12 protein-coding genes are annotated in these 13,923 nt (G+C 72.4%); 8 read left to right on the plus strand and 4 right to left on the minus strand.

All coding sequences use genetic code 11. From position 1 onward, the window contains the following. The first annotated feature begins 18 nt into the window (after positions 1-18). Positions 19-3,264, plus strand: a complete 3,246-nt coding sequence (locus D1J63_RS35305; RefSeq protein ID WP_125634678.1) for a family 78 glycoside hydrolase catalytic domain — start codon at positions 19-21, stop codon at positions 3,262-3,264. A 57-nt stretch (positions 3,265-3,321) separates the two neighbouring features. Further along, positions 3,322-4,089, plus strand: coding sequence for a DUF1275 family protein (locus D1J63_RS35310; RefSeq protein ID WP_125634680.1), 768 nt, complete (start codon positions 3,322-3,324; stop codon positions 4,087-4,089). 26 nt (positions 4,090-4,115) lie between these two features. Here the strand turns inward: D1J63_RS35310 and D1J63_RS35315 are convergent, their stop codons facing one another. The 4 genes from D1J63_RS35315 to D1J63_RS35330 form a co-directional block, all read right to left on the minus strand. Then, a complete protein-coding gene (locus tag D1J63_RS35315) occupies positions 4,116-4,736 on the minus strand; it encodes a TetR/AcrR family transcriptional regulator (RefSeq protein WP_125634682.1) in 621 nt (206 codons plus the stop codon). Between the two features lie 105 nt (positions 4,737-4,841). Then, positions 4,842-5,741, minus strand: a complete 900-nt coding sequence (locus D1J63_RS35320) for an SDR family oxidoreductase (RefSeq protein WP_125634683.1) — start codon at positions 5,739-5,741, stop codon at positions 4,842-4,844. 64 nt (positions 5,742-5,805) lie between these two features. After that, positions 5,806-6,546: an SDR family oxidoreductase gene (locus tag D1J63_RS35325; protein ID WP_125634685.1), complete on the minus strand. Its 741-nt coding sequence runs from the start codon at positions 6,544-6,546 to the stop codon at positions 5,806-5,808. 178 nt (positions 6,547-6,724) lie between these two features. Further along, the gene (locus D1J63_RS35330) at positions 6,725-7,966 is read right to left on the minus strand and encodes a Gfo/Idh/MocA family oxidoreductase (RefSeq protein WP_125634687.1); all 1,242 of its coding nucleotides are present in this window, start codon (positions 7,964-7,966) and stop codon (positions 6,725-6,727) included. Positions 7,967-8,226: 260 nt separating this feature from the next. Here D1J63_RS35330 and D1J63_RS35335 point away from each other — a divergent pair, with 260 nt between their 5' ends. The 6 genes from D1J63_RS35335 (at position 8,227) to D1J63_RS35360 (ending at position 13,912) form a co-directional block, all read left to right on the plus strand. After that, positions 8,227-8,859 carry an HAD family phosphatase gene (locus D1J63_RS35335; RefSeq protein ID WP_197923948.1) on the plus strand — a complete coding sequence of 211 codons (633 nt, stop codon included), beginning with the start codon at positions 8,227-8,229 and terminating at the stop codon, positions 8,857-8,859. A 118-nt stretch (positions 8,860-8,977) separates the two neighbouring features. After that, positions 8,978-11,212: a helix-turn-helix domain-containing protein gene (locus D1J63_RS35340; protein ID WP_125634691.1), complete on the plus strand. Its 2,235-nt coding sequence runs from the start codon at positions 8,978-8,980 to the stop codon at positions 11,210-11,212. Positions 11,213-11,227: 15 nt separating this feature from the next. After that, positions 11,228-11,785 (plus strand): XRE family transcriptional regulator, encoded by a 558-nt coding sequence (locus D1J63_RS35345; protein WP_125634693.1) that lies wholly within the window; start codon positions 11,228-11,230, stop codon positions 11,783-11,785. 70 nt (positions 11,786-11,855) lie between these two features. Next, positions 11,856-12,455, plus strand: coding sequence for a dihydrofolate reductase family protein (locus D1J63_RS35350; RefSeq protein WP_125634696.1), 600 nt, complete (start codon positions 11,856-11,858; stop codon positions 12,453-12,455). A 107-nt stretch (positions 12,456-12,562) separates the two neighbouring features. Continuing rightward, positions 12,563-13,519, plus strand: coding sequence for a nitrilase-related carbon-nitrogen hydrolase (locus D1J63_RS35355; RefSeq protein WP_125634698.1), 957 nt, complete (start codon positions 12,563-12,565; stop codon positions 13,517-13,519). Positions 13,520-13,537: 18 nt separating this feature from the next. Beyond that, positions 13,538-13,912 carry a VOC family protein gene (locus D1J63_RS35360; protein ID WP_164713119.1) on the plus strand — a complete coding sequence of 125 codons (375 nt, stop codon included), beginning with the start codon at positions 13,538-13,540 and terminating at the stop codon, positions 13,910-13,912. Positions 13,913-13,923: the final 11 nt, after the last annotated feature.

Genomic DNA, 13,923 nt, shown 5'->3' on the forward strand with positions numbered 1-13,923 from the left:
GTACGGCAAGGAGTCGCCATGCCCGGAACGAACCCGCTCGGCAGACACCGAACCGCCACCGCCCTGGCCGGTGTCACCGCCTTCGTCACCCTGCTGGCCGGCGCGGTCACCGCCGACGCCGCCACCAGGTCCACCATCGCCCCCACCGCGCTGCGCACCCAGCACCTCACCGAGGCCCTCGGCATCGACGACACCACCCCCGAACTCAGCTGGCAGACCGCCGCCGACGCCCCGAACGCACGCCAGGCCGCCTACCGCGTCCAGGCCGCCACCTCCCTCCAGCGGCTCCGCGCCTCCCGCCCCGACCTCTGGGACTCCGGGAAGGTCGAGTCCTCCGTACCCGGGACCACGTACGCGGGCAAGAAGCTGGGGTCCCGGGCGAAGGTCTACTGGCGCGTCATGCTCTGGTCCGGCGACGGCGACCGGCACAGCGGCTGGAGCGGCACCGCCGTCTTCGAGACCGGTCTGACCCGGCAGTCGGACTGGGACGCACAGTGGATCACCCACCCCGACTGGCGGCTGAGCGACCGGACGATCGAACCGGTCGTCGTGCACCTGCCCCGCACCACCGCCCGCTACGTACGGCTGGACGTCACCCGGCTCGGCCTGCCGCTCGCCGAGTCCTTCCCCGACCGCGCCTGGCGCCTCCAGCTCGGTGAGATCGACGTCCGCGACTCCGGCACCTCCACCACCGGCCTGGCCCGCGGTGCCGCGGTCACCGTGTCCGAGAGCAACACCGTGCGCAAGACCTGGGAGCCCGCCCTCGCCGTCGACGGTCTGCCCAACAGCGCCCTCCAGACCGCGGCGGGCTACTCCAGCGCCGCGCACACCGGACCGGACGTCTCCGACGAGCCCATCACCCTCACCCTCGACCTGAAGACCGCGAAGACCTTCGACGAGGTGGCGCTCTACCCCCGCGCCGACGTCCTCACCGACGACGGGCGGATTCCAGGTCTCCCCGTCGACTACACCGTCTCCGCCGCCGACAGCGCCGAGGGCCCCGCCACCCGGCTCGCCCAGGTCACCGGGCAGCGCCCGCCCACCCCCTACCTGCCCGCCGGACTGCCCCTGCTCACCGACGACTTCACCCTGCCCGAGCGCGTCCGCAGCGCCCGACTCCACATCGCCGGGCTGGGCGTCTACGAGGCGACCGTCAACGGCGAACCGGTGGGCGACGCGGTCCTGGAGCCGGCCAACACGGACTTCGCCGAACGCGTCCAGTACGCCACGTACGACGTCACCGACCGGCTCCGCACCGGCGCCAACACCCTCGGCGTCGCCCTGGGCAACGGCATGTCCAACGTCATCAGCACCGCCGACCGCTACCGCAAGCTCTACGGCAACCTCAGCGACCCCAAGCTGATCGCCCGGCTCGAAGTGACGCTGGCCGACGGCCGGGTGCGCACGATCACCAGCGGCGACGACTGGCGCACCACGCTCGGGCCGACCACCGCCTCGAACTGGTACGGCGGCGAGGACTACGACGCCCGGCGCGAGATCCCCCGGTGGGACGAGCCCTCCGGCGACCGGCGCGGCTGGCGGCACGCGGTCGCGGTGGCGGGCCCCGGCACCACCGACCGACCCGCCCTGCTCAGCGCCCGGGAGACCGAACCGATCCGCGTCGTGGAGACACTGAACGGCAAGGAGGTCGACGGCGCCGACGGCAGCCGCGTCTTCGACCTGGGCCGCAACATCGCGGGCTGGCCCGAGATCACCGTCCGCGCGCCCAAGGGCACCGCGATCCGCGTCTACCCGGCGGAGAGCCTGAAGGACGGCCACGCCTTCCAGTCCATCAGCAACGTCGGCGCCCCTCTGTGGGACACCTACACGACCTCCGGCCGCCGGGGCGCCCAGACCTGGCATCCCCGCTTCGGCTACCACGGCTTCCGCTACCTGGAACTGCGCGGCGTGCCCGAGAACGCGACGGTGAGCGTCCGAGGACACGTCCTGCGCACCGACAACACCTCGGCCGGTGACTTCACCAGCTCCGACCCGCTGATCAACGGCATCCACTCACTGATCCGCCGCTCCATCGAGGGCAACATGATGAGCGTGCTCACCGACTGCCCGAGCCGGGAGAAGCTCGGCTGGCTCGAACAGAACCAGCTCGTCTTCCCCGCCCTCGCGGGCAACTACGACATGCGCTCCTACCTCCGCAAGATCGTCCGGGACATGGCCGACGCGCAGACCACCGACGGGCTGATCCCGAGCACCGTCCCGGAGTACACCAGCCTCCCGGGCGGCTACCGCAACGATGCCAACTGGGGCGGCGCCTTCGTCCTCGTCCCCTGGCAGCTCTACCTCGCCTACGGGGACCGCCAGACCCTCGAGACGTACTTCCCGGACATGCGGCGCTACGCCGCCTTCCTGGAGGCCCAGGTCACCGACGGCATCCTCGACTACGGCCTGGGCGACTGGTTCACCCCCGACCGGACCTTCCCCCGCGCGGTGGCGGGCACCTACGGGTACTGGCGGGTGGTCGACACCCTCGGCCGCATCGCCACGCTCCTCGGCGACACCTCCGCGGCCGACGAGTACCGCCGCAAGGCCGACGAGAGCGTGGCGGCGCTCACGGCGAAGTACTACGACACCGCCACCGGCACCCTCGGCGGCGGCGGGCACGGCGCCGAGGCACTCGCGCTCGACATGGGTGCCTATCCGGAAGGGGAGCGTGAGAGCCTGCTCACCCATTTCACGGGCGCGATCAAGGACGCCGGCAACCACCTGGTCCTGGGCGAGATCTCACTGCCCGCGGCGTTCCGGGTGCTGAGCGGGGCGGACCGCGACGACGTCGTGCACGCCATCGCCACGCAGACATCCAGCCCCAGCTACGGCTACCAGGTGCTGGCCGGCAACACCACGCTGGGCGAGTCCTGGGACGGCGGGCCCGGACAGTCGCAGAACCACTTCATGCTCGGCGCCATCGATTCCTGGTTCACCACCCGCGTCGCCGGCATCGCCCAGACCGAGGACTCCGTCGGCTACGCGAAGCTCCTGATCGACCCGGCGGTGGAGGGCGGCATGACCTCCGCCGCCGGCTCCTACCGCACTCCGTACGGTGTGGCGCGCACCGACTGGGAACGCTCGGCCGACCGCTTCCGCCTCACCGTGGACGTCCCGGCGGGCAGCACCGCGGAGGTGCACGTGCCGGTCTCCGGCCGGCCCGCCGAGGCACCGGACGGCGCGCGGCTGCTGCGGCTGAGCGGAGGGGAGGCCGTGTACGAGGTCGGGTCCGGCCACTGGACCTTCCGGTCGACCGTCTAGGGCGCGTGTCCGGGAGGGGCGGCCGACCGTACTCCGCGGTCGGCCGCCCCTCCCGGCATGTCGCGGCGCGTGCGCCGCGGCGGTCGGCGAGGATTCCGTCCGGGACACGGGCGAGGCGAGGAGAGGACCACGCGGGACAAGCGACGCCGGGAACCCCCGACGGGTTCGCGGCAGCGGGCGGAGGCATGGGCCGCGCGGCTGCTGACCTTCTCCGCGGGCGCCGTCAACGCCTGGGGCTTCCTCTCCCTGGGCGGTGTCTTCACCAGCGTGGTCACGGCCAACTCGGCCCTGGTCGGGGTCGGTCTGGGCGGCGCGGACCCGACGCTCGGCGCCCTGGCCGCCGTCGCGGTGCTCTGCTACGTGCTCGGCGCGGCGGGAGCCGCCTGGGCGGCCGGTCACCCACGCCTGGGCGGTCGCCCGGGCCCGGCCGGTTTCCTGCTGTTCGAACTCCTCCTGCTGTGGGCCGTCGCGGGGTGGTGGCTCGCCGTGGACGGACACCCGCCGGGTCCGGAGCGCACGGCGATGCTGGGCGCAGCGGCGGCCGCGATGGGCTGCCAGAACGCCGGTGTGCGTGTCGCCATGGGCGCGCAGGCACCGACCGCGTACCTGACCGGTCTGCTGACCGGGGCCGTCACCGACGCGGTGACGGCCCGGCGGGTCCGGTGGCGCGTCCCGGTCACGATGGCGCTCCTCGTCCTCGGCGCGTCCGCCGCGACGCTGCTGGACCGGCTGCTGCCCGCCGCCGCCCCGCTGCTCCCCGCGCTGCTCGTGACGGCGGCATGGGCGACGGCGTACGCGCGTGCCGGGGCCCGGCGCCCGTCCTGACGCGCGGGCCCCGAAGGCCGCCCCGTTCAGGCGGGGCGGGGGCGCACGCCGTCCAGGAGGTTGGTGACGAGGGCGGTGACGAAGGGCTCGTCGACGGGTTCGTCGGGGATCAGGAGCCGGTGGTAGACGGCGCCCCAGAGCTGGTCGACGAGGACCTGCACGTCGACCTCGGCGCGGATCTGGCCCAGGTCCTGGGCGCGGCGCAGACGTTCGGCGGCCAGGGCGCGGCGGTGCGAGGAGTACAGCTGCCGGTAGGCGGCGGCGAGGTCCGCGTCGGTCTGCGCCGCGCCGATCAGCTCGGTCAGGATGCGTCCGCCCGGGGTCCGGGTCATCACGTGGGTGAAGGCGCGCAGCTGGGCGAGCAGGTCGGCGCGGACGTCCCCGGTGTCGGGGAAGGCGAGTGTGTCCTCGACGGCGTGGAAGTAGCCGTCCAGGGCCAGAGCTCCCTTCGAGGGCCACCACTTGTACAGGGTCGTCTTGCTGACCCCCGAGACCCTGGCGACGCGTTCGAAGGTGAGCTGGGCGGTGCCCTCGGTCAGCAACAACTCGCCCACCGCGTGCAGGACCTCGCCCCGGACCTCGTCGGCGGGGCGGCGTCCGCGGCCCCTGCTCGCCGGGGCGGGCCGGCCGTTCGCGTCGTTCGCCACGTCGTGCTCCTGATCGATGGGGGACGGGTCCGGGTGACAGTCTCGCGGTGGGCGACGGGCGTGGTCCAACCCGGGTGTCGGGCTCGGAACCGCGCTCGATCGCCGTCAGCGCACGACCGTGAGCAGGTCGGCCAGCCCGATCCGGTCGAGGAAGGTGCTGCGGATGCGGTCGGCGGTGTCCGAGACCTCCTCGGAGCCGTCGTCCGCGGGGTCGATGTGGACGCGGAAGGGGCGCCGGCCGGCGGGCAGGGCGACGATGCGGGCGATCTCGTCGGAGACCAGCGTCGCGCTCGCTCCCTCGGGCGAGAGCGCGGCGAGCTTGTCCGCCACCTGCTCCATCAGACCGGCGTACCGGGTCTCGTACTCGGCCTCGACGGCGGTGTCGTCGGGGCGGCCGGAGTGGGCGAAGTGGTTGGTGCCGCTGGTGAACGCGCCGGGCACGACGATCGAGGTCTCCACGCCCCAGCGGGCGAGCTCGGCGGCGTAGGACACGGCGAGCGAGTCCATCGCGGCCTTCGCGGCGAAGTACGGGGCCAGGTAGGGCGGGGTGCCGCCCTTGACGCTGCTGCTGGACACCCAGACCACCAGCCCCTGGCCGCGCCTGCGCATGGCGGGCAGGGCGGCGCGGTTGACGCGCTGCGTGGACAGCACGTTCACGTCGTAGAGCGCGGTGAACTGCTCGGGAGTGAACGCCTCGGCGGGGCCGGTCGCCATGTGCCCGGCATTGTGGACGAGGACGTCGATGTGACCGTGCTCGGCCTCGATGCCCGCGACGGCGGCGTCGACGGAGGCCTGGGAGCTCACGTCGAGCTCGACCGGGCGCAGGTCGACACCGTGCTCGCGGGAGTAGTCGACGGCCGCCCGTACCTGCGGCGCGTTGCGGCCGGTGGTGTGGCGCATCCCGGCGTGGACGGTGTGGCCGGCGTCGGCCAGAGCCCGGGCGGTGAGCGCGCCGAAGCCACTGGAGGCTCCGGTGATGACGACGACGGTGCCGGTGGGGGACATGGGACGGGACCCTTCGGTGGATGAGGAAAGGGGGAGGGGGCGGCCCTTCGGGCGCGGGAGGTGGTCAGGCGAGGCCGCCGTTGGCGTAGATGACCTGGCCGTTGATCCAGCGGGCGGGGCCGGCGAGGAAGGCGACGGTCTCGGCGATGTCCTCGGGGCGGCCGAGGCGCTCCAGCGGAGTCGCCTTGGCGAACCTGTCGACGGTCTCCTCGTCCTTGCCCTGGAGGAAGAGGGGAGTGGCGGTGGGGCCGGGGGCGACGGCGTTGACCGTGATGTCCCGGCCGCGCAGTTCCCGGGCGAGGACGAGCGTGATGGCCTCGACCGCCGCCTTGCTGGCGACGTAGGCGCCGTAGGTGGGCAGCTGGGTGCGGACCACGGAAGTGGAGAAATTGACGACGGCCCCGCCCGGGCGCACGGTGCGGGCGGCCTGCTGGTTGACGACGAAGGTGCCGCGGATGTTGGTCCGGTGCATCCGGTCCAGGTCGGCGAGGTCCAGGGTCTCGACGGGCGCGAGGATCATGATGCCCGCGGTGTTGACGACCACGTCGATGCCGCCGAAGGCCGACCGCACGGTGTCGAAGGCGGTGCTCATCGCGTCCTCGTCGGCGACGTCGCCACCGACGGCGAGGGCCCGGCCGCCGGCGGCGTTGATCGCGGCGACGGTCTCCTCGGCCTTCGCCCGGTTGCCGGCGTACTGGACGGCGACCGCGAACCCGTCCCGGGCCAGACGCTCGGCGACGACGCGGCCGATGCCGCCGGAACCGCCGGTGACCAGGGCGACGCGGTGGATGGCGGGGGTGTTCATGGGGGGTCTCCTCCGGGACGACACGACGCTTTAATGAACGACACGTTCATATAACCATGAAATGAACGTGCTGTCCATATGTGTCGTCGATCCGGATCGACCGGCCTCCGCCCTGGTGATCACTGCGCGCGTACGCACCGGGCCGGGCCGGTAGTGAAACGGCTTGGTGACCGGTCCCTCAGACCGGCTCCGCCGACGCCCCGGTGGGCTGGTGCTCCTCGAAGTAGCGGACGATCTTCGGGTCCAGCGGGGGAACGTCGACCGGTGTGCTGCCCGAACGCAGCGAGGTGGTCGCGGCGACCGCGGAGGCGACTGCCTCGCGGGCGGCCACCGGTGAGGTCTCCGTGGGACCCCCGGCGGCGGCGAACCGCAGGAACTCCTCGACGAGCGCACGGTCCGCGCCGCCGTGCGTCTCCTCGGCCGGCACCACGACGGGTACGGAGAGGTCGGCGTCGGCGCGGTAGCCGGAGCGGCGACGGTTCCACACGTCGACCCGTGCCGGATCGCCGTCGATGCCGTCGCCGAAGTTCTCCAGCCGGCCCTCGTCCCCGATGACCGTGTAGTTGCGCCAGTAGTCGGGCGTGAAGTGGCACTGCTGGTAGCTGGCGAGCACACCGTTGTCCAGGCGGGTCAGCATCATGCTGATGTCCTCGACGTCGACGACGGGATTGAGGTCGCGCAGGGCGGACGGCGGCCAGACGTCCGGGTCGAACCAGTCGGGCATGCGCAGGCCGGGCGGCACGGTCTCCTGCGTGGCCCGGCGCGGGTTGTCGCCGTAGACGGCCAGCGCCCCCTGGGCGACCACGTTGCGGGAGTAGCCACCGGCGAGCCAGTGGATGACGTCGAGGTCGTGGGCGCCCTTCTGCAGCAGCAGACCTGTGGTGTTCGCCCGCTGGGCGTGCCAGTCCTTGAAGTAGAAGTCCCCGCCGTGGCCGACGAAGTGGCGGCACCACACCGCGCGCACGCGGCCGATCGCCCCGTCGTCGATCAGCTCGCGCATCCGCCGCAGCATGGGAAGGTGACGGAGATTGTGGCCCACGTAGAGCCGGGTGCGGGAGCGGAACGCGGCCTCGAGCAGCGTGTCGCAGTCGGCGACGGTGATGGTCAGCGGCTTCTCCACGAACACCGCCACACCCGCGGCGAGGAAGAACAGCGCGGGCCCGGTGTGCAGATGGTCGGGGGTGAGTACGAACACGGCGTCCAGCTCGTCGTCGAGCATCTTCTCGTACCGGTCGTGCACCACGACGTCGGCGCCGAACAGCCGCCGGGCGTCCTCCTGGCCCCGCGGGTCCGGGTCGGCGCAGGACACGATCCGGGCGGTGCCGGACCGGTTCACCAGCGCGGCCATGTCCGCGCGCTGTCCGATGCCGATCACGCCGACGCGCAGGTGCGCAGCCGGTATCTGGTCACGGGTGCTCACTGGGCTGTTCCTTCTTTCCGTCAGGTCGCGGTGGCCAAGAAGTCAACTTCTCTCGGTACCGCCGAAGTCGCAAGGTCGCCGGCCCACCGCCGCAGGCGAGACCGGCCTCGACCGCGGGTCGGCACCAGTCGGGCGAGACCGGCATCCGCTCCGTGCGCTTGACCTTGGCCCAGGGGGAAGCACGACAGTGGCTCCGTGGATCACACGAGCGAGCGGTGCGCGTTCGCCGGTGAACCGGGCGACAAGGAGGCGGAGCATTGGTGGCCTGCGTCATTCTCGACATCGGTGGCGTTCTGGAGATCACGCCGCCCACCGGATGGGGACGGCGGTGGGAGGAGCGGCTGGGGTTTCCGCCGGGCGTCGTGCGGGAGCGGATGCGCGACGTGTGGGAAGCGGGCAGGGTCGGGAGCATCAGTGAACGCGAGGTTCACCAGCAGGTGGAAGCCCGCTTGGGACTCGATGCCCCCGAGGCGGAAGCCTTCATGGCCGACCTCTGGACGGAGTACCTGGGAACGCCCAACGAGGAGCTCATCGCCCATGTGCGAGGGCTGCGCGGAAGCTGCGGACTGGGCATCCTGAGCAACAGTTTCGTCGGCGCCCGGGAGCGTGAGACGGCGCGGTACCACTTCGACGAACTCGTCGAGCACATCGTGTACTCGCACGAGATCGGCATCGAGAAACCGGACCCGCGTGCCTTCGAGGCCGCATGGACCAGCCTGGGGGCGAGCCCGGAGGAGTGTCTGTTCATCGACGATCTCGCGGGAAACGTCGAAGCCGCCCGGGCGACGGGCATGCGGGCGCATCGGTTTGAAGACAACGTCCGGACGATCGCGCGCATCGCGGCTCATCTGGACGTCGGCAACCGGGGCGGAGGGCACGTCCCGCTCGGTTGACGCCCCGCTTCGGTACGAGCCGTCCTTCTCGCCCGCGAGCACGGCATACGCGTTCCGTACGTCATGCATACGTGATGCGTACGGTTAACGCTAGAGTGCTGTGCTCAGGAGGTGCTCCATGTCCGAGCTGTTCGACGCGGTCGACGCACTCGTCGCGTCCCGCTCCGCGCTGCCGTCGGCGGCGGAGCGCAAGCGGTTGCGCACGGCGCACGGTTTGACGCTGGACGAGGTCGCCGCCGCGCTGAAGGTGCGGCGGGCCACGGTGTCCGGCTGGGAGTCGGTGAAGAAGCCGGTCGAGCCGCGCGGTCCGGAACGTGAGGCGTACGCCCGGCTGCTGAGGCAGCTCGCCGAGCTCTACCCCACACCGGAGGAGCCTGCCGTCCCGGCGCCCGGCACGCCCGCTGCCACGCGGGTCCCGGGCCGGACCGAGGCCCCGTCCACCGGCCCGGCCGTCGAAGAGGCGGCCACGCCCGCGACCGGGAACACGCCGCCCTCCGTCTCCGCCCCCGGCGCCACGGCTTCGGCCACCGCACCCCGACCGGCGCGTGCGACCGGGCCGGCATCGACGTCGCACCGTCCGGGCGTGCGGAAGGCGGCCCCGGCCGGCGCACCGGCAGGTGTCGAACCGCGGTTCGAGAACGGTCCGTTGGCGGTCGTCGACGCCGACGCCGACGGCCGGGTTTCGGCGTACTGCACCGGGGGCCTGATTCTGGACGTGCCTGCCAAGAGCCTCGCGGCCCTGGTGGAATGGACGCTGCGCGAGGCCCGGCTCGGGCAGGCGAGACTGGCGGGGCCCGGCAAGGACGCCGACCCGCTGCTCGTGCTCACCGAGTCCGCCCTCGAGCGCTACGGTCTGCCCACCGCTCTCAACGACGAGGAGCGGCTCGCCGGGCGCATCCCGGAGAACCACAAGGTCGTCAAGCAACTGGTCCGCGCGCAGTGGAAGCTGACCAAGCGAGGCTTCGGCCCGTGGGCGAGGGTCTACCGTCCGGCTCAGGGTTCGGAGCGGGCCTGCGTGCAGTTGTGCGTTCCCTCGTGGCACGCACTGGATGCCCGGCACTGGGGCACGACCGCACAGCTTCCGCCCGCCGAACTCGCCCGCGTGCTGGGCCTGTACGCCTCGCGCGTGATGACGCCGCGCGGATCGACCGCCGTGACGGGCCTGGAGCTGATGACCGCACTGCACCCGCCGACCCGCGCCTCCGAACCCGACGCGGCAGGCAGGCGGCATTCCGAGCACAACCCCGGCAGCCTGGGCAAGGACCCGGTCGACTGCGCGCCCTGCGAGGCCCCCGACGGGCACCCCCTCCTCAAGGACCTGCCGCGCTTCTACGTCCGCGGCCCGGGAGAGAAACTCTTCGAGGAGGCGTACGACTGGGCGCGGCCGATGACCGACGACGAGTGCACCCTGCGCCACCTGGTCGGCATCGACGTGAACATGGCCTTCGCGGCCGGCGCCAACGGCCTGAACGTGGGCCTCGGAGCCCCGACGCGCGTCAAGGAGCCCGCGTTCGACCCCAAGCTGCCGGGCTCGTGGCTGGTGGACCTGTCCCACGTCGACCTGTCGAGGGTGAAGGCCGGCAAGGAGTGGGTGGAGCTGGACGGCGGCCTCCTGCCCTCCCCGTTCACGCCGAAGGGCGACCGCCCGGAAGGGCCGTCCTGGTACGCCACGCCCACCGTCGCCTACGCCGTGGAACTCGGATACGAGGTACGCCCGCTGGAGGCCTACGTCCGCCACGAGAGCGGCCGTTACCTGGACGGCTGGTACCAGCGGCTGCGCGACGCCTACCTCGCCACGATGGCCGACCTCGGCGTTGTCCCCGACATGCCGCCGGCCGACTTCCTCAGGGCGATGGACGGCTACAAGGACCGCGACCCTCAACTCGCCGTCGTCGCCTCCGCCGTCAAGGCGACCGTCAAGGGCGGCCTGGGCAAGCTCCGCGAGCGCCCGCGCGGGGAGGGCTGGAAGCCAGGGCAGCCCTGGCGCGCCCTGTCCCGGCCCACGTGGCGGCCGGACATCCGGGCGGCGGTCATCTCCCGCACCCGGATCAACCTCCACCGCAAGATCGTCAAGCATGCGGCGTTCACCGGCCAGTACCCCGTCGCCGTCCTGTCGGACTGCGTCGTCTACGCGGCAGGCGGCGAGAGCCCGCTGGACTTCCTGCCCTACCGCGACGGCAAGCCGCTGCCGGGCGGCTTCAAGCTCGGCGTCAACCCCGGCCTGGTCAAGCACGAGGGCACCCAGAGCGTCCTGTGGGGCGAAGAGGTCCGCGACCGGTTCGACGCCCCGGACCTCAACCTCGCCCGGTACATCAAGGACGGCACCGTCACCGACGTCGACCACGGCGAGTAGGGGAGCACGCAGTCGATGAGCATGTTCGCGGACGGCCTGGACGCCGCCGTACAGAAGGCGTTCACCCGCCCGGCGCCCAAGACCGCGCCTGCGCAGATGCGCTACCTGGTCCGGCAGTTGAAGGGCACGAAGGCGGTCGCCCAGCTGCTGCGGATCTCCCAGCGCACCGTCGAACGCTATGTGAAGGGCCAGATCAGAAGGCCCCGTCCGGACCTCGCCGCCCGTCTGGAGGGCGAGGTGAAGAAGCGCTGGCAGCCGCAGATCAGGGCCCGGGCCAGGGCGAGGGCGGCGACCACCGACGGCATCGTCATCGACACGCGCGCCCGCATGGGCTACACCGCGCCGATCGGCTCGACGGACCAGGACCGCGTCCGGCACCTGACCGTCGCCCTGCCCCCGCAGTACGCCGCCCGCCTCTTCGACGCGCAGGAGTCCGGCTCCGGCGAGCAGCGGCTCCGGGAGATCGCGGCGGAAGCCCTCAAGGAGGTGTACTTCCAGGACGGCGGCCGTCGCGCCGGAAGCCTGGAAGAGGTCCGCTTCACGGACATCGAGCACCTGGAGTTCGACCTGTAGCGTCGATGTCGAGATCCCGTGTCCGGCTCCGTCCCCGCACTGAGCCCTTCCCCTCGACGAGGAGCACGAGATGAACCAGCAGACCGGCGCCCGCATCGTCACCAACATGGCCCTCTCCCTCGACGGCCGCTACGCCGCACCGGACAACCCGCTCGACATGAGCTGGGTGATGCCCTACGCGGTGTCCGACGTGGCCCGCGACCACCTCACCGGCCTGTGGGAGACGGCCACGACGGCCCTGCTCGGCCGGGTCAACGCCGAGGGGTTCCTCGGATTCTGGCCCACCGTCATCGGCATGGAGGGTGCCGACCCGCGCGACGAGGCCTTCGCCGAGTGGCTCGTCGGCACGGAGAAGGTGGTCCTGTCCTCGACCCTGGACACGGCACCGTGGGAACGGACGACGCTCGTCGACAAGCCGACCGCCCAGGTCGCCGAAGACCTCAAGGCCACCCGGAACGGCGACATCCTCGTCCTCTCCAGCGCGAGCGTCGTCAAGGCGCTGCTCCGGGCGGACGCGGTCGACCGCCTGGCGCTCACCGTCTTCCCCGTACTCCTCGGCGGCGGACCGCGCCTGTTCGAGGACGGCCTGCCCGCCGGCGGGTGGACGCTCGTCGGGCAGTCCGCCGGCAAAGACGGCACGCTCGCGCTGGTCTACGACCGCAAGCGCTGACAGGAGCCCGCGAACGCCGCGTCCGGACCGGCACCGGCCGGCCTGCCGCGAGGCGCTACCGTCGACGGACGGCGAACAGGCCGCCCATCTGCTCCCCAGGAGGAACGGTGTTCCGCACGGCCGGGGCCGAGCCCGCCCCCACGTCATCCAGCACGCTCGTCGCCGCCGTGGTCCAGGCCGGCGCACGCCTCTTCGACACCCCCGCCAACCTCGCCGCGGCGGAGCGGTGGATCCGCGACGCGGCCGGACGGGGCGCCCGGCTGGTCGTGCTGCCCGAGGCGTACCTCGGCGGCTACCCCAAGGGCCTGGACTTCGGCGTGACCGTCGGCAGCCGCACCCCCGAAGGCCGCGAGCTGTTCCGCCGGTACTTCGAGTCGGCCGTAGAGGTGTCCGGCCCCGAGGTGCGGCGGCTGGCCGGCGTGACCCGGGAACTCGGCGTGCACGCCGTGGTCGGCGCCGTCGAGCGTGCGGGCGCGACCCTGTACTGCGTGGCCCTCTACTTCGGCCCGCGGGGATACCTCGGCAAGCACCGCAAGCTGATGCCCACCGCGGCGGAGCGGACGATCTGGGGGAGCGGCGACGGCTCGACCATGCCCGTGCTGCACGCCGGGCGGGCGGCCTTCACGGCGGCGATCTGCTGGGAGAACTACATGCCGCTGTTCCGCACCGCGCTGTACGGCAAGGGCGTGGACGTCTGGTGCGCGCCCACGGTCGACGACCGCGAGAGCTGGCAGGCCACCATGAGGCACATCGCGCTGGAAGGCCGCTGTTTCGTACTGAGCGCCAACCAGTACCTGCTGAGGTCCGCACTGCCCGCCGACGTCCACCCGGTCCAGGGGGACGACCCGGACACCGTGCTCATCGGCGGCGGATCCACCGTCGTCTCCCCGCTCGGGGAGGTGCTGGCGGGCCCGCTGAGGGACGCCGAGGGCATCCTCACCGTCGAGCTCGACCTCGGTGACCTCGCACGCTCACGCTTCGACTTCGACCCCGTCGGCCACTACGCCCGCCCGGACGTCTTCACCCTCGGCGTCGACGAGACGGCACGCGGCACCCACCCCTGACCGGGCGTGGGAAGGAACATGGTTCGGCCCGCGCCGGACGGGCATCCCACGTGGCGTGCCTACTGGGAGGCGATGGGGGTGCCCGCGGAGGAGTTGCCGGCCGGGGCGGGCGACATCCCGGAGTCGATAGTCGATCCGGCGGGCCGCGGACCGCGCATCTGGTTCCAGCAGGTGCCGGAGCAGAGGACCGCGAAGAACCGCTGGCACTTCGACCTGAAGGTCGGCGGCGGCCGCGTCGTCCCGCTGGACGTCCGCGCGCGGCGGGTCGGCGAAGCGGTGGACGGGCTGGTCGAGGCCGGTGCCACGGTGCTGAGGATCAAGGACGAGCCGGACATGGGGCTCTATGCCGCGGCCATGCGGGATCCGGAGGGCAACGAGTTCGACATCGTGTAGACACCACCCCC

It is taken from the genome of Streptomyces sp. KPB2 (assembly GCF_003950055.1).
GTDB lineage: Bacteria > Actinomycetota > Actinomycetes > Streptomycetales > Streptomycetaceae > Streptomyces > Streptomyces salinarius.